General features: G+C 74.7%; 17 protein-coding genes and 1 pseudogene. 14 read left to right on the top strand and 4 right to left on the bottom strand.

Annotated features, from left to right (window positions below; translation table 11 throughout):
- Position 1: 1 nt before the first annotated feature.
- The gene (locus WCD74_RS02350; RefSeq protein WP_337693208.1) at positions 2-1630 is read right to left on the bottom strand and encodes a DHA2 family efflux MFS transporter permease subunit; all 1629 of its coding nucleotides are present in this window, start codon (positions 1628-1630) and stop codon (positions 2-4) included.
- 100 nt (positions 1631-1730) lie between these two features.
- On the bottom strand, positions 1731-2564 hold the full coding sequence (locus WCD74_RS02345) for a C40 family peptidase (RefSeq protein ID WP_337693207.1): 834 nt from the start codon (positions 2562-2564) through the stop codon (positions 1731-1733).
- Positions 2565-3026: 462 nt separating this feature from the next.
- Between WCD74_RS02345 and WCD74_RS02340 the strand changes: the two genes are divergently transcribed.
- Together WCD74_RS02340 and WCD74_RS02335 are read left to right on the top strand one after the other, a co-directional pair.
- Positions 3027-3479 (top strand): GNAT family N-acetyltransferase, encoded by a 453-nt coding sequence (locus tag WCD74_RS02340; RefSeq protein ID WP_337693206.1) that lies wholly within the window; start codon positions 3027-3029, stop codon positions 3477-3479.
- A gap of 10 nt (positions 3480-3489) precedes the next feature.
- A complete protein-coding gene (locus tag WCD74_RS02335; protein WP_337693205.1) occupies positions 3490-4107 on the top strand; it encodes a carboxymuconolactone decarboxylase family protein in 618 nt (205 codons plus the stop codon).
- Here WCD74_RS02335 and WCD74_RS02330 read toward each other — a convergent pair.
- Positions 4061-4780: a hypothetical protein gene (locus WCD74_RS02330; RefSeq protein ID WP_337693204.1), complete on the bottom strand. Its 720-nt coding sequence runs from the start codon at positions 4778-4780 to the stop codon at positions 4061-4063. The two genes, WCD74_RS02335 and WCD74_RS02330, sit on opposite strands and share 47 nt — an antisense overlap.
- A 230-nt stretch (positions 4781-5010) precedes the next feature.
- On the opposite strand from WCD74_RS02330, the gene WCD74_RS02325 reads away from it, so the two are divergent.
- From WCD74_RS02325 to WCD74_RS02275, 11 genes and pseudogenes are all read left to right on the top strand, one after another.
- Positions 5011-6342, top strand: a complete 1332-nt coding sequence (locus tag WCD74_RS02325; protein ID WP_373696020.1) for a lysine N(6)-hydroxylase/L-ornithine N(5)-oxygenase family protein — start codon at positions 5011-5013, stop codon at positions 6340-6342.
- Positions 6339-7088 (top strand): SDR family oxidoreductase, encoded by a 750-nt coding sequence (locus tag WCD74_RS02320; RefSeq protein ID WP_337693202.1) that lies wholly within the window; start codon positions 6339-6341, stop codon positions 7086-7088. Before WCD74_RS02325 ends, WCD74_RS02320 begins: the two co-directional genes overlap by 4 nt.
- Positions 7078-8355 carry an isochorismate synthase gene (locus tag WCD74_RS02315; RefSeq protein ID WP_337693201.1) on the top strand — a complete coding sequence of 426 codons (1278 nt, stop codon included), beginning with the start codon at positions 7078-7080 and terminating at the stop codon, positions 8353-8355. Before WCD74_RS02320 ends, WCD74_RS02315 begins: the two co-directional genes overlap by 11 nt.
- On the top strand, positions 8352-9959 hold the full coding sequence (locus tag WCD74_RS02310; RefSeq protein WP_337693200.1) for a (2,3-dihydroxybenzoyl)adenylate synthase: 1608 nt from the start codon (positions 8352-8354) through the stop codon (positions 9957-9959). Before WCD74_RS02315 ends, WCD74_RS02310 begins: the two co-directional genes overlap by 4 nt.
- On the top strand, positions 9956-10630 hold the full coding sequence (locus WCD74_RS02305) for an isochorismatase family protein (protein ID WP_337693199.1): 675 nt from the start codon (positions 9956-9958) through the stop codon (positions 10628-10630). Before WCD74_RS02310 ends, WCD74_RS02305 begins: the two co-directional genes overlap by 4 nt.
- A complete protein-coding gene (locus WCD74_RS02300; RefSeq protein ID WP_337693198.1) occupies positions 10627-11700 on the top strand; it encodes a FecCD family ABC transporter permease in 1074 nt (357 codons plus the stop codon). The genes WCD74_RS02305 and WCD74_RS02300 overlap by 4 nt, the downstream gene beginning before the upstream one ends.
- On the top strand, positions 11697-12725 hold the full coding sequence (locus WCD74_RS02295; RefSeq protein ID WP_337693197.1) for a FecCD family ABC transporter permease: 1029 nt from the start codon (positions 11697-11699) through the stop codon (positions 12723-12725). Before WCD74_RS02300 ends, WCD74_RS02295 begins: the two co-directional genes overlap by 4 nt.
- The gene (locus tag WCD74_RS02290; RefSeq protein WP_337693196.1) at positions 12722-13573 is read left to right on the top strand and encodes an ABC transporter ATP-binding protein; all 852 of its coding nucleotides are present in this window, start codon (positions 12722-12724) and stop codon (positions 13571-13573) included. Before WCD74_RS02295 ends, WCD74_RS02290 begins: the two co-directional genes overlap by 4 nt.
- A gap of 14 nt (positions 13574-13587) precedes the next feature.
- Entirely contained in the window at positions 13588-13836 is a 249-nt protein-coding gene (locus tag WCD74_RS02285; protein WP_337693195.1) for a phosphopantetheine-binding protein, read from the top strand.
- A gap of 47 nt (positions 13837-13883) precedes the next feature.
- Positions 13884-14090 (top strand): annotated as a pseudogene (locus WCD74_RS02280) (MbtH family protein); the annotation flags it as partial.
- Between the two features lie 128 nt (positions 14091-14218).
- On the top strand, positions 14219-15073 hold the full coding sequence (locus WCD74_RS02275; protein ID WP_337693194.1) for a siderophore-interacting protein: 855 nt from the start codon (positions 14219-14221) through the stop codon (positions 15071-15073).
- A gap of 151 nt (positions 15074-15224) precedes the next feature.
- Here WCD74_RS02275 and WCD74_RS02270 read toward each other — a convergent pair whose 3' ends face one another.
- Positions 15225-16079, bottom strand: a complete 855-nt coding sequence (locus WCD74_RS02270) for a type IV toxin-antitoxin system AbiEi family antitoxin (RefSeq protein WP_337693193.1) — start codon at positions 16077-16079, stop codon at positions 15225-15227.
- Positions 16080-16677: 598 nt separating this feature from the next.
- On the opposite strand from WCD74_RS02270, the gene WCD74_RS02265 reads away from it, so the two are divergent.
- Positions 16678-17928 (top strand): amidohydrolase family protein, encoded by a 1251-nt coding sequence (locus tag WCD74_RS02265; protein ID WP_337693192.1) that lies wholly within the window; start codon positions 16678-16680, stop codon positions 17926-17928.
- The last annotated feature ends 11 nt before the right edge of the window (positions 17929-17939 follow it).

Here is a 17939-nt window from a genome sequence, read left to right as displayed (position 1 = left end):
CCTAGTGGGCCATCGTCGGGCCGTCCGACGGCGCCGGCTTCCCGTGGCGCAGCATCAGCGCCAGCGGGACGCCGAGCGCCGTCAGGACGGCCGTGACGTAGAGCAGGTCGTTCATCGCGGTGACGAACACCTGGCTCTGCAGCTGCGAGTACATCTGGTACTGCTCCATCATCCCGCCGGACCCGCCCGACGCGCCCGCGCTGCTCATCGACGACGAGTCGACCAGCCCGCTGCGGTCGGCGGAGGCCTGGGCCTGCTGGATCGTCATCATCGCGGTCATGGCGGCCAGCCCGATCGCCGACGAGGCCCGCTGGACCAGGGTGTTCACGGCGCTGCCGTTCTCCGAGAGGAACGACGGCAGCGAGCCCAGCCCGCCCGTCATGATCGGCATCATCGCGAGCCCGATGCCGGCCGCGCGGGCGGCGAGCAGCAGCTCGAGGTGGCCGTGCGAGACGTCGATCGTCATCCCGGCCAGTTCCCACGTCGTGTACGCGACGATCGCGAGCCCGATCGCGGCCGGCACGCGGGCGCCGATCTTGTCGCAGATGAACCCGGCGGCGGGCATCACGAAGGCCATCACCAGGGCCTGCGGGAGCAGGAGCAGCCCCGTCTCGAACGCGCCGAGTCCCTGGTACTGCTGCAGGAAGACCGGGATGTAGAAGAGCACCCCGAACAGGCCCATCGAGATGATCGAGATCAGTAGCAGCGAGTTGGTGAACGGCCAGTGGGTGAAGACCCGCAGGTCGAGCAGCGGCTCGTCGACCTCGAGCTCGATGACGACGAACAGGGCGAGCGCGAGCACGCCGACCGTCAGCAGGATCAGCGTGGGGTACGACGTCCAGCCCCACTTCGGCCCCTCGTGCAGGGCCAGGAGCAGCGAGAACAGCCCGACCGCGACCGCGGCGAACCCGGGGACGTCCAGCTTCTTGCCGTGCAGGGTGGGGAAGCTCGGGAGGAAGAAGATTGCCGCAAGCACGCCGACGACGCCGATCGGCACGTTGATGAAGAAGATCAGGCGCCAGTTGACGTACTCGACGAGGTAGCCGCCGAGGGTCGGGCCGATGGCCGGGGCGAAGATGATGCCCAGGCCGTAGATGCCCATCGCGGCGCCGAGCTTGCCCTTGGGCACGATCTTGTAGAGCGCGGCCAGCGCCACCACGGGGATCACGCCGCCGGGGATCGCCTGCAGGATGCGGAAGGCGATGATCGAGTTGATGTCCCACGCGAAGCCGCAGAGCGTGGAGAAGATCGCGAAGAAGATCATCGCGATCGTGTAGACGCGGCCGAGCCCGTAGCGGATGCCCAGCCAGGCGCTCGCCGGGACGACGACGCCCTCGGCCAGGGAGTAGGCCGTGGACACCCACTGCATCTCGTCGGTGGTGGCGCCGAAGTCGTTCTGCATCGTCGTGATCGCGACGTTGACGATGCTGATGTCGAGGACCGACATGAACATCCCGGCGACCAGCACCAGCAGGGGGACGATCCACGAGCTCGTTCCCGACGGCGGGTCGGCGGGGGCGGGCTGCGCGGGTGCGGGCGCCGGGGCGGGGGTCGTCGCGGTCGGTGCCTCGGCCCGCGGCGCGTCGTCGACGGTCGCGGGCCGGGCGTCCAGGTCGGTGTCGGTCGACATGCCGCCTCCCTCAGCGCTCTCGGTCGCGGGCCACGAACCGTGGTACCCGCTCCATCGGGAACGTGGCAGTGAGTGTCAGCAAGTCAGGCCGAGAGTTGCGTCACCGGATGCGGCCGAAGTGGTAGTCCCCGAAGAGGTTGCCCAGCTTCACGCTCTGCCCGGTCTCCGGCGCGGTCCACATCTTGCCGTTCCCGGCGTAGATCGCGACGTGGTAGATGCTGTTCTCGCCGCCCATGAACACCAGGTCGCCGGGCTGGGCCTGGCTCTGCGAGATGTGCTCCGCCTTGTCGTACTGCGCCTGCGAGGTGCGCGGCAGGCTGATGCCCATCTTGCCGAAGACGTACTTCGTCAGCCCGGAGCAGTCGAAGCCGCTCGGGGTGGTGCCGCCCCACTCGTAGGGGACGCCCTTGAACGCCGCCGCCTGGGAGACGATCCGGTCGCCGAGCGAGCCGAGGCTCGCCGGGGCGGCCTTCTCCTTCGCGGTCGACGCGGCCTTCGCGGCCTTGTCCGCCGCGGCCTTCTCCTTCGCCTGCGTGGCCGCGGCCTTCTGGGCCGGCGACTCGCTCTTGACGGCGGGGGCGGCCACGGCCGGGGCGGCGGCCAGCGACACCGGGGCCACGGTGGCCGCGCGCGGGGCGGGCACCGCCGCGGCGGCGGGGGAGGACGACGAGAGCAGCGTCGCCGCCTGGCTGACGTCCGTGGAGTCGGACAGGGAGTCGGTCAGGGCGGGGAACGCCCCGGTCGAGCCGGCGACGGCGGCGGCGCTCGCCGTGACCAGCGCGGCGGCGATCCCGGCGCGGGTGAGCGAACCGGTGGTGAACGACGTGTGCGAGGAGTGCGAGCGGGGCTCGGGTCGGTCGCGGCGGTCGGTGCGGTTCACGGCGGCGAACGGCATGGTCACCGGAGCGCCGGCGAGCGAGGCGTGACGTCCCACGGGGGTGTCCTTCTCGGCCCTGCACGGTGGTTCGGGGCCCACCGCTCGTCCTGGCCACTCGGGCGGACGACCGCTGGGGACCGGTCGGCTCGCACGCGTGTCCCGAGGCACCTCACCCGGGGAGCGGGCCACCGGGACGGAACGGTGACCCGGGCGGAGTGCTCGGTGGCCCACCGGGCGGTGAGCCGGGCGAGACACTATCGAGACCTTCCCGTGATCTACAGCGACGGTCGGTGAGCGGACCGTCCGACCGCTCACCCTCCCGGCGCACGGCGAGGTGACCGCCCGGCGCGGACGCGCCGACACCCGCCGTCCCGAAGAGCGTCCGTACCGCCACCTGGAGCAGGCGGGCGGCCGGCGCCGACGGCGTGGGTCGTCCGGGCCGTCCGCTTCGTCCGGGTCCGGGCGGCACGTCGATCGGGTCCCGCGGTGCGCCGAGCGGACGGGTCTACCGTCACCCGGGTGAGCGAGACGCAGACCGTGTCCATCGAGATCGTCGAGCGCGTCGACGACGCCCTGCTGGCGGCGGTGGAGCGCCTGCTGCCGCAGCTGTCGCGGTCGGCGGCGTTCGACGAGCAGACGATCGCGTGGGTGGTGCAGCACGAGGCGTGCACGCTGTTCACCGCGACCCTGGACGACACGGTGGTGGGCGCGCTGACGCTGGTCATGTACCCGCTGCCGACGGGGCTGCGGGCGCACGTCGACGACGTCGTGGTCGACGAGGCGGCCCGCGGGCGCGGGGTCGGCGAGGCGCTCGTCCGGGCGGCGCTGGACCGCGCGACGACCGTCGGCGCCCGCACCGTGGACCTCACGTCGCGGCCGTCGCGGGAGTCCGCGATCCGGCTCTACGAGCGGTGCGGTTTCGTCCGGCGCGATTCGACGCTGTTCCGGTGGACGCCTCCCGCCGAGGGGTAATCGGGGGTCCATGACCCAGCATCCCGCCGCGGACGCCGAGTACTGGGGCGGTCGGCTGCCCCGCGCCGAGACCCTCGACCTGGACGACGACCAGCAGGCCGCCGTCGGCGAGCTCCACCATCGCGCGCAGCGCTGGGCCGAGCGCTCCGGTTTCGCGGCCACCGACGACCGCGGCGGGCTGATCGGGCCGTTCAACGCGTTCGCGCTGCGCCCGGGGCCGGGGCGGGCGTTCAACGGCTGGGTCGCGAACGACCAGCGGAACTCCGCGCTGCCCGCGGCGATCCGGGAGGTCGTCATCCTCACCGTCGGCGTCGCCTGGCACGCCGCGTACGAGATCTACGCGCACGTGCTCGTCGCCCGGTCGGTCGGCGTCTCGGAGACCGTGATCGACGGGCTCCGGTCCTCCTCGACCGACGGCTTCACCGCCGCCGAGCTGGCCGCGCACCGGTTCACCGACGAGCTCGTGCGGACCCACCGGGTCGCGGACGCCACCTATGCCGCGGCCGAGGCGGAGTTCGGTCGCGATGGCGTGCTGGACCTGGTGCACCTCGTCGGCATGTACCTCGCCACGTCGGCGCTGCTCAACGCGTTCGAGGTCCCGGCGCCGGAGATCCCGCCGGCACCGTGAGGACCCGGTCGGCGCGGTCGGCCAGCCACTGCGCCTGCGCGAGCAGGGCCTCGAGGCCCGCGGGTTCGAGCACCCCGCGCCGACGTCCGAAGAGCCAGTCGCCCCGCAGGCACCAGGACGTGCGGGACGGGTCGGCGGCGAGGTGGACGAGGACGTCGTGGGGGGCGACCGCGGCGGCGTGGGCGCCGTCGTCGGCGACGATGCGGAGGCGGTGGTCGACGTCGGGGTGACCCGTGCGGCACACGCGGGCGCGGTCACGGTCGAACAGCACGAAGGCCGGGTGCGGACCGATCCGCAGCTCGGGGTGCGTGCCCGCGAGTCGCAGGGCGACGACGACGTCGTGGTGCGTCGTCGTCGTGCTCGAGGAGTCCTCGCCGATGCCACCGCTGTGGGTCTGGTGGGTCCAGCCGACCGCGACGGCCTCCCTCCCGTCGGCGGTCGCCCCGGCGACGAGGTGCTCGGGTCGGCCGTGGGGGAGGAGCGGGGCCGCGACGCGGGCGCCGACGGTCCGCGCGACGGCGTGGTCGGTCTCCCGGCGCCAGCCCTGCCCGGCGCACCAGACGTCGAGGGTGTCCCCGCGGGCCCGGACCCGGGACCGGCGATGGACCTCGAGGCCGGCCCCGACCAGGAGACAGACGAGCCCGATGACGACGACCTGCACGAGTGCGCTCATGCACCTCAGCGTTCATCACGGTGCGTGACCGATGACAGGGCCGTTCAGGGGATGCGCGGCCCAGCACCACCGTCGGGGTGGTGGCCGGTGCCCCGGAACCGGGGTCCACGCCCTCGACCCCGCGTGCTCGGGTCGTCACCGTCGGCTGTAGTGGGACTCGCACGGCGGTTGAAATCGGACTACGGCAAGGTGAGGCTTCCCTAAGGTGTGTCGCTGACGACGGGAGGCCGATGAACGCCGTGCCGGGGCCTGGAACGAACTCTGGGGTCACTGACGTGCTGGACGTCCTCGGGGTCGGGTTCGGTCCGTCCAACCTGTCCCTCGCCATCGCCGTCGAGGAGCACAACGCTCGTGGCGGTCGCCCCCTGCGGGCGGCGTTCGTCGAACAGCAGGAACGGTTCGGGTGGCACCGCGGGATGCTGCTGCCCGGCGTGACGATGCAGGTCAGCTACCTCAAGGACCTCGTGACGATGCGGGATCCGACGAGCCCGTCGTCGTTCCTGTGCTACCTGCACTCGCACGACCGGATCGCCGACTTCATCAACACCGGCACCGCCTACCCGACCCGCCTGGAGTTCCACGACTACCTGGAGTGGGCCGCCCGGCGGGTCGACCACCTCGTGACCTACGGCACGCGCGCGGTCGCCGTGACCCCGGTGTACGACCTCGAGGACACCGAGACCGTGGTCGCGGTCGACGTCGCGCTGCGTGACGCGGTCGGCAGCGACGGCGCCACCCGGACGGTCCGCGCCCGCAACGTCGTCCTGGCGAGCGGGCTGCAGCCGTGGCTGCCGGAGGGCATCGAACGCAGCGAGCGCGTGTGGCACACCAGCGAGCTGCTCCCGCGGCTCGAGGAGTTCGGCGCCGACGCCCGGCGGTTCGTCGTGGTGGGCGCCGGCCAGTCGGCCGCGGAGGCGACCGCGCACATCCACGGCCGCGGCGACACCGAGGTGCACGCCGTGTTCGCCCGCTACGGCTACAGCCCGGCCGACGACTCCGCCTTCGCCAACCGGATCTTCGACCCGGAGGCGGTGGACGACTTCTACGCCGCGACCCCGCAGGTCCGCGACCTGCTCATGAGCTACCACGCCAACACCAACTACTCGTGCGTGGACGGCCCGCTGATCGACGACCTGTTCCGTCGCGTCTACGCCGAGAAGGTCGCCGGGAACCCGCGCCTGTTCGTGCACCGGGCGAGCCGGGTGACCAAGGTGCGCGTCCCGGACGGCCGGACCGATCCGGTCGACCTCGACGTCGAGTTCCTCCCGACGGGGGAGGCGGAGACGCTGAGCGCCGACGTCGTGCTCTACGCGACCGGCTACCGCCCCGTCGACCCGACCGGGATGCTCGGCGAGGTGGGCGCCTGGTGCCGCCGCGGACTCGACGGGGAGCTGCTCGTCGGCCGGGACTACCGCGTCGAGACCGCCCCGGGCATGCGTGCGGGGGTCTACTTGCAGGGACCGACCGAGCACAGCCACGGCATCTCCTCGACGCTGCTGTCGAACACCGCGGTCCGGGCCGGGGAGATCCTGGCGTCGGTGCTCGCCGGTACCCACCGGTGAGCGCGCTCGTCACCGGCGCCGGACGGGGGATCGGGGCCGCGGTGGCGCGGGAGCTGGCGGGGCGGGGGGTCGCGGTCGCGGTCGTCGATCGCGACGGCGGGGCGGCGCGGGCGCTGGCCGACGAGCTCGGCGGGGCCTGCGTCGCCGCGGAGGCCGACGTGACGGACGCCGGGGCCGTCGACGACGCGTTCACGCGGGCCGAGGGCGAGCTGGGGCCGGTGACGATGCTGGCCAACGTGGCCGGGGTCCTGCGCACCGGCGCGGTCGCCGAGCTCGACGACGCCGACTGGGCGGAGTGCCTGGCGGTGAACGCGACCGGCGTCATGCACGCCTGCCGCGCCGCCGCCCGCCGCTGGACCACGGCCGACGGCGCCCCCCGGGCGATCGTCACGGTCGCCTCGAACGCCGCCGGGGTGCCGCGCACCGGCATGGCGGCCTACGCCGCGTCCAAGGCGGCGGCGCTCGCGGTGACCCGCTGCACGGGCCTGGAGCTCGCCGCGTACGGCGTGCGGGCCAACGTCGTGTGCCCCGGGTCGACCGACACCACGATGCTCGCCGACATGACGGCCGACCCCGGCGCCCTGGTGGGCGGCCGGCCGGACGACTACAAGCTCGGCATCCCCCTCGGGCGCCTCGCGCAGCCCGACGACGTCGCCGCGACGGTGGCCTTCCTGCTCTCCGACGCGGCCCGGCACGTGACCCTGCAGACCCTCTACGTCGACGGTGGAGCCTCCCTTGGACCGTGACCGCGCCGACCTGCTCCCGGTGCCCTCCGACACCGGATCCCCCACGCCCCCGACACCGCCCCTCACCACCGGTGAGGCGCCGCCGGAGGCGGTGGACGTCCTCGACCCGCCGGCCGTGATCACGGGGCCCGACCCCGACGCGGGACTCCGGTTCACGTTCGACGGACCGTCCGGCCGGCTCGCGACCACCGGCGTCCGGGCCCGCGTCGCCCTGCATCAGGGCGAGTCGCTCGGCGACGCCGCGGAGCGGGTCCTGGCCGCGGCCGGACCCGGCTCGGTCCTCGTCGGCGCCGTCGGGTTCGACGACGACGAGCACGCGCTCGTCGTGCCCGAGAAGCTGCGGTGGGGGCGGGACGTCGCGACCGACGACGCCGGGCCGGTTCCGCCCACCGATCTCCCGCCGACCGCGCCCGCCGCGCTCGGCACCCGCTACGACGTCCGGGCCGAGCCCACCCCCGCCGGGTACGCCGCCGCCGTGCTGCGCGCCCTCGCGGCGATCGACGAGGGCCTCGTCGAGAAGGTGGTCCTCTCCCGCACCCTGGCGGTGACCGCTCCCGACGAGATCGACCTGGACGCCGTCCTCGCCCGGCTCGCCGCCGCGCACCACAGCTCCTACGTGTTCGTCGCGGACCTCGACGGGACCCGGTCACTGGTCGGGGCCAGCCCGGAGCTGCTGCTCTCGCGCCGCGGGCGCACGGTCGTGTCGAACCCGCTCGCGGGCACCGTGCCCCGCAGCCCCGACCCGGAGGAGGACGCGCGCCGGGCCGACCGGCTCGCCGCCTCGGGCAAGGACCGTCACGAGCACGCGCTCGTCGTCGCGCAGGTCGCCGAGCGGCTGGCACCGTTCTGCTCGCACCTCGACGTCCCGGACGGCCCGGAGCTGACAGCGACCGACTCGCTGTGGCACCTGTCCACGCGCATCACCGGCGAGCTCGCGGACCCGTCCCCGTCGAGCCTGCGCATCGCCGCGGCGCTGCACCCGACGGCCGCGGTGTGCGGGGCGCCCACGGAGGACGCCCGGGTGCTGATCGGCGCGCTGGAGGCGGTCCCGCGCGGCTTCTACACCGGGCTGGTCGGGTGGTGCGACGAGTCCGGCGACGGCGAGTGGGCGGTGACGATCCGCTGCGCGGAGGTGTCCGGGCGGCACGCCCGCCTGCACGCCGGCGCCGGGATCGTGGCGGGGTCGCTGCCCGAGGCCGAGGTCGCCGAGACGACCGCGAAGATGCGGCCGCTGCTCGACGCGCTGGGTCTGGAGGCGGCGCCGTGAAGCTCGAGAATCCCTACCCACCGGAGGTCGCGGCCGCCTACCGGGAGGCCGGGTACTGGACCGGGCAGACGTTCCCGGACCTGCTCGCGACCGCCGTCGCCGGGCACGGTGGCCGCACGGCCGTCGTCGGGACCGACCGGCAGAAGGTCCGGCAGAGCTGGACGTACGCGGAGCTCGGGCAGCGGGCCCGGCGCGTCGCGGGCGGTCTGCACGCGCTCGGGGTGCGGCCGGGCGACCGGGTCGTGGTCTGGCTGCCGAACGTGCCCGAGTACCTGGCCGTCGTCTGGGGTCTCTTCACGCTCGGCGCGCTGCCGGTGTTCGCGCTCCCCGCGCACCGCGAGTCCGAGGTGCGCTACTTCGTGGAGCACGCGGAGGCGGTCGGGATCGTCACCGTGTCCCGGCACGACCGCTACGACCACGCGGAGACCGCCCGGCGGATCTCGCCGCTGGTCGTGGACGTCGACGAGGGCCTTCCCGGCGACGACGGAGCCGAGCCGGTGACGGTGGCTGCGCCCGAGCCCGACGACGTGGCGTTCCTGCAGCTCTCCGGCGGCACGACCGGGCTGCCCAAGCTCATCCCGCGCACGCACGACGACTACCTCTACAGCGTCCGGGCCAGCGCGGACATCTGCGGGCTGACCCCGGACACGGTGTTCCTCGCGGCGCTGCCGTGCGCGCACAACTTCACGATGTCCTCGCCCGGGCTGCTCGGCGTGATGCACGCGGGCGGCACGGTCGTGACGGCGCCGTCGCCCGACCCGGACACGTGCCTGGGCCTGATCGCCGCCGAGGGCGTGACGATGGCGGCGGTCGTCCCGCCGCTGGCGGCGGCGTGGGTGGCCGCGGCGGAGAAGCAGGAACCGGACCTGCCGTCGTTGCAGGTCCTGCAGGTCGGTGGCGCGAAGTGCGGCTCCGAGCTCGCCGCGCGCATCGGCCCGGCGCTGGGCGCGCGGCTGCAGCAGGTGTTCGGCATGGCCGAGGGCCTCGTCAACTACACCCGCCTCGACGACCCCGACGACGTCGTCGTCCACACCCAGGGCCGGCCGATCTCGCCGGCCGACGAGGTGCGGGTGGTCGACGAGCAGGACCGGGACGTCCCGCCCGGCGAGGTCGGCGCCCTGCTCACCCGCGGGCCGTACACGATCCGCGGCTACTACCGGGCCCCCGAGCACAACGCGACCGCGTTCACCGCGGACGGCTTCTACCGCACCGGCGACCTGGTGCGGATCACCGCCGGCGGCGACGTCGTCGTGACCGGGCGGGTCAAGGAGCAGATCAACCGGGGCGGGGAGAAGGTGGCGGCCGAGGAGGTCGAGAACCACCTCATGGCCCACCCGGCCGTGCTCGACGCGGCGATCGTCGGGGTGCCCGACGAGTACCTCGGCGAGCGCACGCACGCCTACGTGATCCCGCGCGACCCCGACGAGACCCCCGCGCCGGCCGACCTGCGCCGGTTCGTGCGCGACCGCGGCGTGGCCGCCTTCAAGGTGCCCGACCGCGTCGAGGTCGTCGACGCCTTCCCCGTGACGGGCGTCGGCAAGACCAGCCGCCGGGCGCTGCGCGCCGCCCTGGCGGACCGTCATCGAGAGAAGGGCACCGCATGAGCAGCCTCCCGACCATCTCGCCCTACCCGATGCCCCGCGCCGGGGAGCTGCCCACCGGCCGAGCCGGCTGGGACGTGGACCCGGCCCGCGCGGTGCTGCTGGTGCACGACATGCAGCGCTACTTCCTCGCGCCGTTCCACCGCGACGCCGAGCCGATCAGCGTGCTCGTCGACCACGTCGCCCAGCTGGCCGAGGCGGCCCGCGCGGCCGGGGTGCCGGTCGTCTACACCGCGCAGCCCGGGGAGCAGCCGGCCGAGGACCGGGCCCTGCTCATGGAGTTCTGGGGCGAGGGCCCGGCGGCCGCGTACCGGGAGGACCCGGACGTCGTCTCGATCATCGACGAGCTCGCCCCGCAGCCCGGCGACGAGGTGCTGACGAAGTGGCGCTACTCGGCCTTCGCGCGCACCCCGCTCGCGGAGCGGCTCGCGGCGTGGGGACGTGACCAGCTCCTCGTCACCGGGATCTACGCGCACATCGGGTGCATGGTGACGGCCGTGGACGCCTTCATGCGCGACGTGCAGCCCTTCCTGCTCGCCGACGCGCTCGGGGACTTCTCGCGCGAGCGGCACGACCAGGCGCTCGAGTGGACCGCCCAGCGCTGCGGCATGGTGACGACGACGGCCCACGCCCTGGCCGGGCTGCGGGCGGGCGCGGTGGTGGCCACGCCGTGAGTGCGCCGCCCTCGACGCGACCGGCCCCGGAGACGGGTGGGCCCGCGCGCCGCCCGCGCTCGCGGCGGGCGACCGGGCTCGTCGTCGGGCTGGTGGCGCTCGGCGTCGTGCTGCTCGCCTCGCTGGCGGTGGGGTCGCGGGGGATCGCTCCGGGCACGGTCCTCGACGTCCTGCTGCACCCCGCGACGCGCGACGCCGGCGGCGACCTCGCCACGGACGCCGTCGTCGTCCTGGACCAGCGCCTGCCCCGCACGCTGCTCGGGCTCGCCGTCGGGCTCGCGCTCGGCGCCGCGGGCGCGCTGATGCAGGCGCTGACCCGCAACCCGCTCGCCGACCCCGGCGTCCTGGGCATCACCTGGGGCGCCTCGGCCGCCGTCGTCCTGGGCATCGTCGCGTTCGGCGTCGCGACCGTGACCGGCTACGTGTGGTTCGCGCTGGTCGGGTCGGCGGTGGTGGCGGTGGTGGTCTACGCGCTGGGGCAGTCCGGCCGGTCGGGGGCGACCCCGGCGCGGCTGGCGCTGGCCGGGACCGCGATCGGGGCGTCGTTGCAGGGCGCCGTGTACGCCGTGGTCCTCGTCGACTCGCGCAGCTTCGACCAGTTCCGCGTCTGGCGCGTCGGGTCGCTGTCCGGCCGCGACCCGGACGCGCTCGTGCAGGTGCTGCCCTTCCTCGCCGTCGGGGCGCTGCTCGCCCTCGGCGTCTGCCGGGCGCTCAACGCGCTGGCGCTGGGGGAGGAGACCGGGCGGGCGCTCGGGGTGAAGGTCCCGCAGGTGCGGGCGGTGACCGGGCTCGCGATCGTGCTGCTCTGCGGCGGGGCGACCGCAGCGTGCGGGCCGGTCGCCTTCGTCGGGCTCGCCGTCCCGCACCTCGCGCGGTGGGTCACCGGGCCCGACCAGCGCTGGGTGGTCCCGTACTCGATGGTGCTCGGCGCGCTCCTCGTCGTGGGCGCGGACGTCGTCGGCCGTGTGCTCGCGTCGCCCGCGGAGCTCGAGGTCGCGATCGTCACCGCCTTCGTCGGCGCCCCGGTCTTCCTCGCGATCGCCCGGCGGCGGCGGGTGGTGGCGCTGTGAGTGCCCCCGTGACCACGCGGGTCGGCGAGTGGTCGGTGCGCGTGCGCCCGCGGCCGGTGGTCGTGGTGCTCGTCCTGCTCGTGGCCGCCGCGGCGCTGGGCTCGGTGGCGCTGACCCTGGGCGAGTACCCGCTGCCGCTGTCCGGGGTGCTCGACGCCCTGCTCGGCTCCGGCTCGCGGGCGCAGCGGTTCGTGGTGCTCGAGCTCCGCGCCCCCCGGGTCGTGCTCGCCCTGGTGGTCGGGGCCGTGCTCGGGGTGTCCGGGGCGATGTTCCAGTCGCTGGCCCGCAACTCGCTGGCGAGCCCCGACCTGCTCGGGTTCACCACCGGCGCCGCCTCCGGGGCCCTCGTCGCGATCGTGCTGTTCGGCGCGGGGGCGCTGGGGACCGCAGGCGGGGCGGTCGTCGGGGTGGTCGTCACCGCCGCGGTCGCGCTGGCGCTGCTCGGCGGGGACACCGGCGGCTACCGCCTGGTGCTCGTCGGGATCGGGCTGAACGCGATCCTGTACTCGCTGAACAACTACCTCATCCTGCGCTCGGACCTCGCCACCGCCTCGGCCGCGCAGACCTGGCTCGTCGGGAGCCTCAACGGCCGGGACTGGACCACGGTCGCCGTCGTCGCGATCGGCCTGGTCGTGCTGCTCGTCCCGGCCCTGCTGATCTCCCGGCGCCTGGACCTGCTGGGCATGGGGGACGAGGCCGCGAGCTCGATCGGGGTGCCGGTCGTCCCGACGCGCATCGTCGCGCTCGTCGTCGGGGTGGTGCTGGTGGGGACCGCGACGGCGGCCGTCGGGCCGATCGCCTTCGTCGCCCTCGCGGCCCCGCAGCTGGCCCGCCGCCTGACCGGCTCGACCGGCCCGGGCCTGCTCGCGGCCGGCGTGCTGGGCGGGGTGCTGCTGCTGGCGGGCGACGTGCTGGGCCAGCGGCTCGCCGCGCCCGCGCAGTTCCCGGCGGGCACGATGACCGCGTCGATCGGAGGGCTGTACCTGGTGTGGCTGTTGGCACGGGAGTGGAGGGCCGGGAGATGAGACTCCAGGCGAGCGGCGTGACGTTGGCCTACGAGGCCCGGACGGTCAGCAGGGACCTGGACGTGGCGATCCCGGACGGGTCCTTCACCGTGGTGGTGGGGCCGAACGCGTGCGGGAAGTCCACCCTGCTGCGCGGGCTCGCGCGGATGATCCGCCCGGCGGCGGGCACGGTGTCCCTCGACGACCGGCCGATCTCGTCGTACGGCGCGAAGGAGGTCGCCCGCCGGCTCGCGCTGCTGCCGCAGAGCCCGGTGGCGCCGGACGGGATCAGCGTCGCCGACCTCGTCGCCCGCGGCCGCTACCCGCACCAGTCGCTGCTGCGCCAGTGGTCGCCCGCGGACGAGGAGGCGGTGTCGCGGGCGATGGCGGCCACCGGGGTCGCCGAGCTGGCCGAGCGGTCCGTCGGGGAGCTCTCCGGCGGCCAGCGCCAGCGGGTCTGGATCGCGATGGTGCTCGCCCAGGACACCCCGCTGCTCCTGCTCGACGAGCCGACGACGTTCCTCGACATCGCCTACCAGCTCGAGGTCCTGGACCTGCTCGCCGACCTGCACGCCGCCGGTGACCGCACGCTGGTCGCCGTGCTGCACGACCTCAACCAGGCCTGCCGCTACGCCACCCACCTGATCGCGATGCGCGACGGCGCCGTCGTCGCGCAGGGGCCGCCCGCCGAGATCGTGTCCTCGACGCTGCTGGCCGAGGTCTTCGGGCTGGTCGGCGAGGTCGTGCCCGACCCGCAGACCGGCACCCCGATGATCGTGCCCGCCGACCGGGAGGCCCGACGGACCGGGCGTGCGGGACTGCGGGCCGGTGTGAGCGCGGCCACTGGATCGGGCTCCTCGTCCGGTTAGGGTGGGCTAAGACGATGACGACGACGGGAGACGACGGCGTGGCCCTGGATCGGGAGCGACTGCGGGTGGACGTGGCCGACGCGCTCGGCGAGCCACCGGAGCAGATCTCCGACACCGACGACCTGCTCGACCGCGGGCTGGACTCGATCCGCCTGATGGGGCTCGTCGAGCGCTGGCGCGGGACCGGGGTGGAGGTCGGCTTCATCGACCTCGCGGAGGAGCCCACCCTCGAGGCCTGGTCGCGCCTGCTCGCCGGATCCTGAGCCCGCCCGCTCCCGCTCCACGCCCCCGATCCGAGGAGGTCGCAGCGATGACGAACCCGTTCGACGACGAGGACGGCCGGTTCCGCGTCCTGGTCAACGACGAGGACCAGCACAGTCTCTGGCCGGTGTTCGCGGCCGTGCCGCAGGGGTGGACGGTCGTGCTCGGCGAGGGCGCCGACGGCGTGGCGCGCCCGGAGGCTGTGGCGTACGTGGAGGAGCACTGGACCGACCTGCGCCCCCGGAGCCTGCGCGAGCGCACGGCCGCAGACCGCGCGGGGTCGACCGCTGACGTCACCGGTGTTGCCCCGAATGGCTCAGCAGGAGAAGGAAGCCTAGCCTCACCCGCGACGTCGTCGTCGGCAGCGGCCGGGGGGAACCAGGGATGACCAGCAGCGAGACCGCCGTCCACCCGTGGATCGACAGCGCCCCGGCGCCGGTCTCCCGGGAGCTCTACGCGGTCACGCCCCGCCTGGCCGAGGTCGTGCGCGTGGTGCCGCTGAGTCCGCGGATGGTGCGGGTGACGCTCTCCGGTGACTTCAGCGAGCTGCTCGGGCGCGCCCCGACCGACCACGTCAAGATTTTCTTCCCGCCGGAGGGCGCGGAGCTCCCGGTGATGCCGCAGGTCGGGCCGAACGGTCTGGTCCCGCCGCCGCCCGGGTCGCCGCGCCTGTTCCGCGACTACACCCTGCGCCGGGTCGACCGCGCCCACGGCGAGATCGACGTGGACATGGTGCTGCACGCCGGCGGGCTGGGCTCGACCTGGGCGGCCGCGGCGGCGCCGGGGATGAAGGTCGGCGTGCTGGGCCCGCGGGGCTCGGAGGTCGTGGACCCCGACCTGGACTGGCTGGTCCTGGCCGGTGACGAGACCGCCCTGCCCGCGATCGGGCGCTGGCTCGCGGAGCTGCGCTCCGGGGTGTCGGTGCGGGTGGTCGTCGAGGTGGCGGACGCCGGGGAGGAGCAGGCGCTGCCGTGCGCGGCGGACGTCGACCTCGTGTGGCTGCACCGCGACGGCGTCCCGGCCGGGGAGTCCACCCTGCTGGCGGACGCCCTCGCCGGGTTCGAGTTCGAGTTCCCGACCGGTCGGGGCTTCGTGTGGGTCGCCGGCGAGGCGGTGTCGCTCAAGCCGGTCCGCCGGATGCTGCGCAACCACCCGGCGCTGGACGCGTCGTGCGTCGACGTGGACGGCTACTGGCGTCGCGGGGTGGTCAACCACGACCACCACGCCGCCTCGGAGTGATCACCGAGCACCTGCGGTGGTCGGGCACGGTGGTCGACCGCCGAGGGTGCTCGTTCGTCGGGGGCGTGTGAGGCGTCCTGTCGGCCGGCCATGATCAACGAGCACCTGCGGTGGTCGGGCGGGGTGGTCGACCGCCGAGGGTGCTCGCTCGTCACAGGAGCTTGCGACGGAACCGCTCCACGAGGCGGTCGGCGTGCCGAGGTGCCGCGAGCTGGACGGGCGCGACCCGCGTGATGTCCCAGTCGAGGTCGTCCAGGTCCCCGTCGCGCAGGCAGTCCTTGCCCTGCCCGAACGGGGATCGGTGCTCCGGGCCGTCGTACTCGGCGCCGACCGGACGGCGGCCTGGGGGCGGATCGGGCCAACCGAGGTCGAGGTGCGCATCGAAGCCGGACTTCAGCAGGATCGGGTACTGCGTCTCCGGCCGTGGCAGCCCTGCGAGCACGAACAGCAGGCGGAGCCGGGTCTCCTGCGGCGACATCGCGCCGCCGTCCATGAACTCCGCGACCCGTCGGACCTGGACGATGCCGCGCGCCCTCGGGTGCCGTGCCGCGACCTCGAGCAGGTGCTCGGCCGTGAGGTGGCACCGCCAAGCCAGGGCGTCCACCGCGGCCACGGCCTCGACGAACGGGGTGCGCCGAGCGAGGTCGAAGGCGGTCCGTGCCGGGGTGGTGATGCGGGCGCCGTGCCGCTCGGTGACCTCGTCGTCGGGTAGCCGGTCCACGCGTACCCGGACGCGTGCGGGTGTGATGCGCCGCGGCGTCGGCATGATCAGCTCCGCGTCGTCCCACGGGCAGTCGGCCTTCCAGGCGAGAGCAGCCAGTGGTCCGGCGATGACGCCGACGCCGCGGCTCCACACGCTGAGCGTCTGCACCCGGAGGGCGACCGTCTGCTCGACGTCCGCCGCGATCCAGGTGTTCGGGGCGACGCGGAGGTAGCCGGGTCCACGCAGCTTGCCCCACGAGGTGTCGCCGGCCGCGACGGCATCCGAGGCGCGAAAGGGTTCCACACCCGCTTGGAGTGCCGGCGCGGCCGATCGGTTCCCGCGAGTTCCGCCGCCCGTGATCAACGAGCACCTGCGGCGGGGATCCCGCGCACGGGCCGCTGAGAGTGCTCGTTGATCATCAGCCAAGTGGCGGAGCGCTGGGGCCTGGGTATGGGGGCGGGTGCGACAACATTCCGATCGGTCGGTGCTCCGCCCATGAACGAGCACCTGCGGCGGTGATCCCGCGCGCGGACCGCCGAGAGTGCTCGTTGATCATCGGCCGGGTCACGGGCCCTAGGTCTGGGTGGAGGCGGGTGCGGCCCAGCGCCGATTGTCGGGCGGGGCACCCCCGACCTTGATCAACGAGCACCTGCGGCGGGGGACCCGGCCCTCGGACCGCCGAGAGTGCTCGTTGATCATCGGGGGGCGGGTGCGGCCCAACGCCGACCGGCGGGCGGCGCGCCCCCAACCATGATCAACGAGCGCGTACGGCGTGGATCGGGCGGGCGGAGCGCCGAGGGTGCTCGTTGATCAACCGACCCGCCGTCGGGAATGGTCGCGCCTACTGACCCGCCGTCGGGAATGGTCGCCCGCGCCTCCGCGGAGGAGCAGACTCGGCCCGATGGGGACGACCATCGTGGGCGCGCGGGTCTTCGACGGCGAGCGGTCGCTGGGGGTGGCGACGGTCGTCGTCGACGACGCCGGGCTCGTCGCGGGCGTCGAGCCGGGGGAGCGGGCGCCGGTCGACGGTGAGGTCGACGGGCGCGGCGCGACGCTGCTGCCCGGGCTGATCGACGCCCACGTGCACCTGCGGGGCGCGGGGAACCTGGGCCAGGACCTGCGGCACGGCGTGACGACCGTGCTGGACATGTTCTCCGCGCCGCCGCAGTTCACCGCGATGCTGCGCCGCCGGGCGGCCACCCGCGACGACGAGGCCGACGTGCGCAGCTCCGGGCTGATGGCCGGCGCGGTCGACGGGTGGCCCGCCGTGATGCTGCCGCCGGACCCGAACGGCTGGCGGATGCCGGGGCTCTCGGGCCCGGACGACGCCGAGCGCTTCGTGGCGGACCGCGAACGGGAGGGGTCGGACTACCTCAAGGTGTTCGTCGAGAACGCCGCGGACGTGACCCGGCCGACGCTCACCCCGGAGACGGTCGCGGCGGTGTGCGCGGCGTCCCGGCGGCGGGGGCTGCTGACGGTGGCCCACGCGCCCACCCGCTGGGCCGCCGCCACCGCGCGGGCGGCCGGGGTGGACGTCCTGACCCACCTCCCGCTGGACGGGCCGCTCGACGACCCCGCCGGGCTCGTCGTCGTGCCGACCCTGACGATGATGGCCGCCCTGACCACGACGGAGTCGGTGCGCGAGCTGCTCGCCGACCCGCGGCTCACCACGCGGCTGCCGCAGCCGGTCGTCGCCGGACTGGAGGCGGGGGACCGGGGCGGCCTGCCGACGTCGTCGGCGGTCGGCGCGTCCTACGCGCACGCCGAGGAGAACCTGGCCCGCCTGCTGGACGCGGGCGCGACCGTCGTCGCCGGGACCGACGCGAACGACGTGCCCGGCCGGCCCGCCGCGGTCCTGCACGGCGCGTCGATGCACCTGGAGCTCGAGCTGCTCGTCCGGGCGGGCATGACGCCGACCGACGCGCTGGCGGCGGCGACCTCGCGGGCGGCGGATGTGTTCTCCCTGCACGACCGCGGTCGCATCGCACTCGGGCGGCGCGCGGACCTGCTCCTCGTCGACGGCGACCCGACCACCGACGTCACCGCGACCCGCGACCTGCGCACGGTGTGGCGGCTCGGGGTGCCGCACGCGGAGTCCGACCCGGTGCGGGCGGTCGACGTCGACGAGGTCGGTACCCCGCGGCGGCGGTAGGTCGGCGGTGA

Origin of the sequence: Actinomycetospora aurantiaca (assembly GCF_037401875.1) — a bacterium.
GTDB classification, from domain to species: domain Bacteria; phylum Actinomycetota; class Actinomycetes; order Mycobacteriales; family Pseudonocardiaceae; genus Actinomycetospora; species Actinomycetospora aurantiaca.
This window is presented reverse-complemented; position numbering and strand designations above follow the sequence as displayed.

Coding starts and splice junctions, on each gene's coding strand:
- WCD74_RS02350 (WP_337693208.1), bottom strand. CDS start 1,630: ATGTCGACCGACACCGACCTGGACGCCCGGCCCGCGACCGTCGACGAC.
- WCD74_RS02335 (WP_337693205.1), top strand. CDS start 3,490: ATGACCCAGCATCCCGCCGCGGACGCCGAGTACTGGGGCGGTCGGCTG.
- WCD74_RS02330 (WP_337693204.1), bottom strand. CDS start 4,780: ATGAGCGCACTCGTGCAGGTCGTCGTCATCGGGCTCGTCTGTCTCCTG.
- WCD74_RS02325 (WP_373696020.1), top strand. CDS start 5,011: ATGAACGCCGTGCCGGGGCCTGGAACGAACTCTGGGGTCACTGACGTG.
- WCD74_RS02305 (WP_337693199.1), top strand. CDS start 9,956: ATGAGCAGCCTCCCGACCATCTCGCCCTACCCGATGCCCCGCGCCGGG.
- WCD74_RS02290 (WP_337693196.1), top strand. CDS start 12,722: ATGAGACTCCAGGCGAGCGGCGTGACGTTGGCCTACGAGGCCCGGACG.
- WCD74_RS02285 (WP_337693195.1), top strand. CDS start 13,588: ATGACGACGACGGGAGACGACGGCGTGGCCCTGGATCGGGAGCGACTG.
- WCD74_RS02275 (WP_337693194.1), top strand. CDS start 14,219: ATGACCAGCAGCGAGACCGCCGTCCACCCGTGGATCGACAGCGCCCCG.
- WCD74_RS02265 (WP_337693192.1), top strand. CDS start 16,678: ATGGGGACGACCATCGTGGGCGCGCGGGTCTTCGACGGCGAGCGGTCG.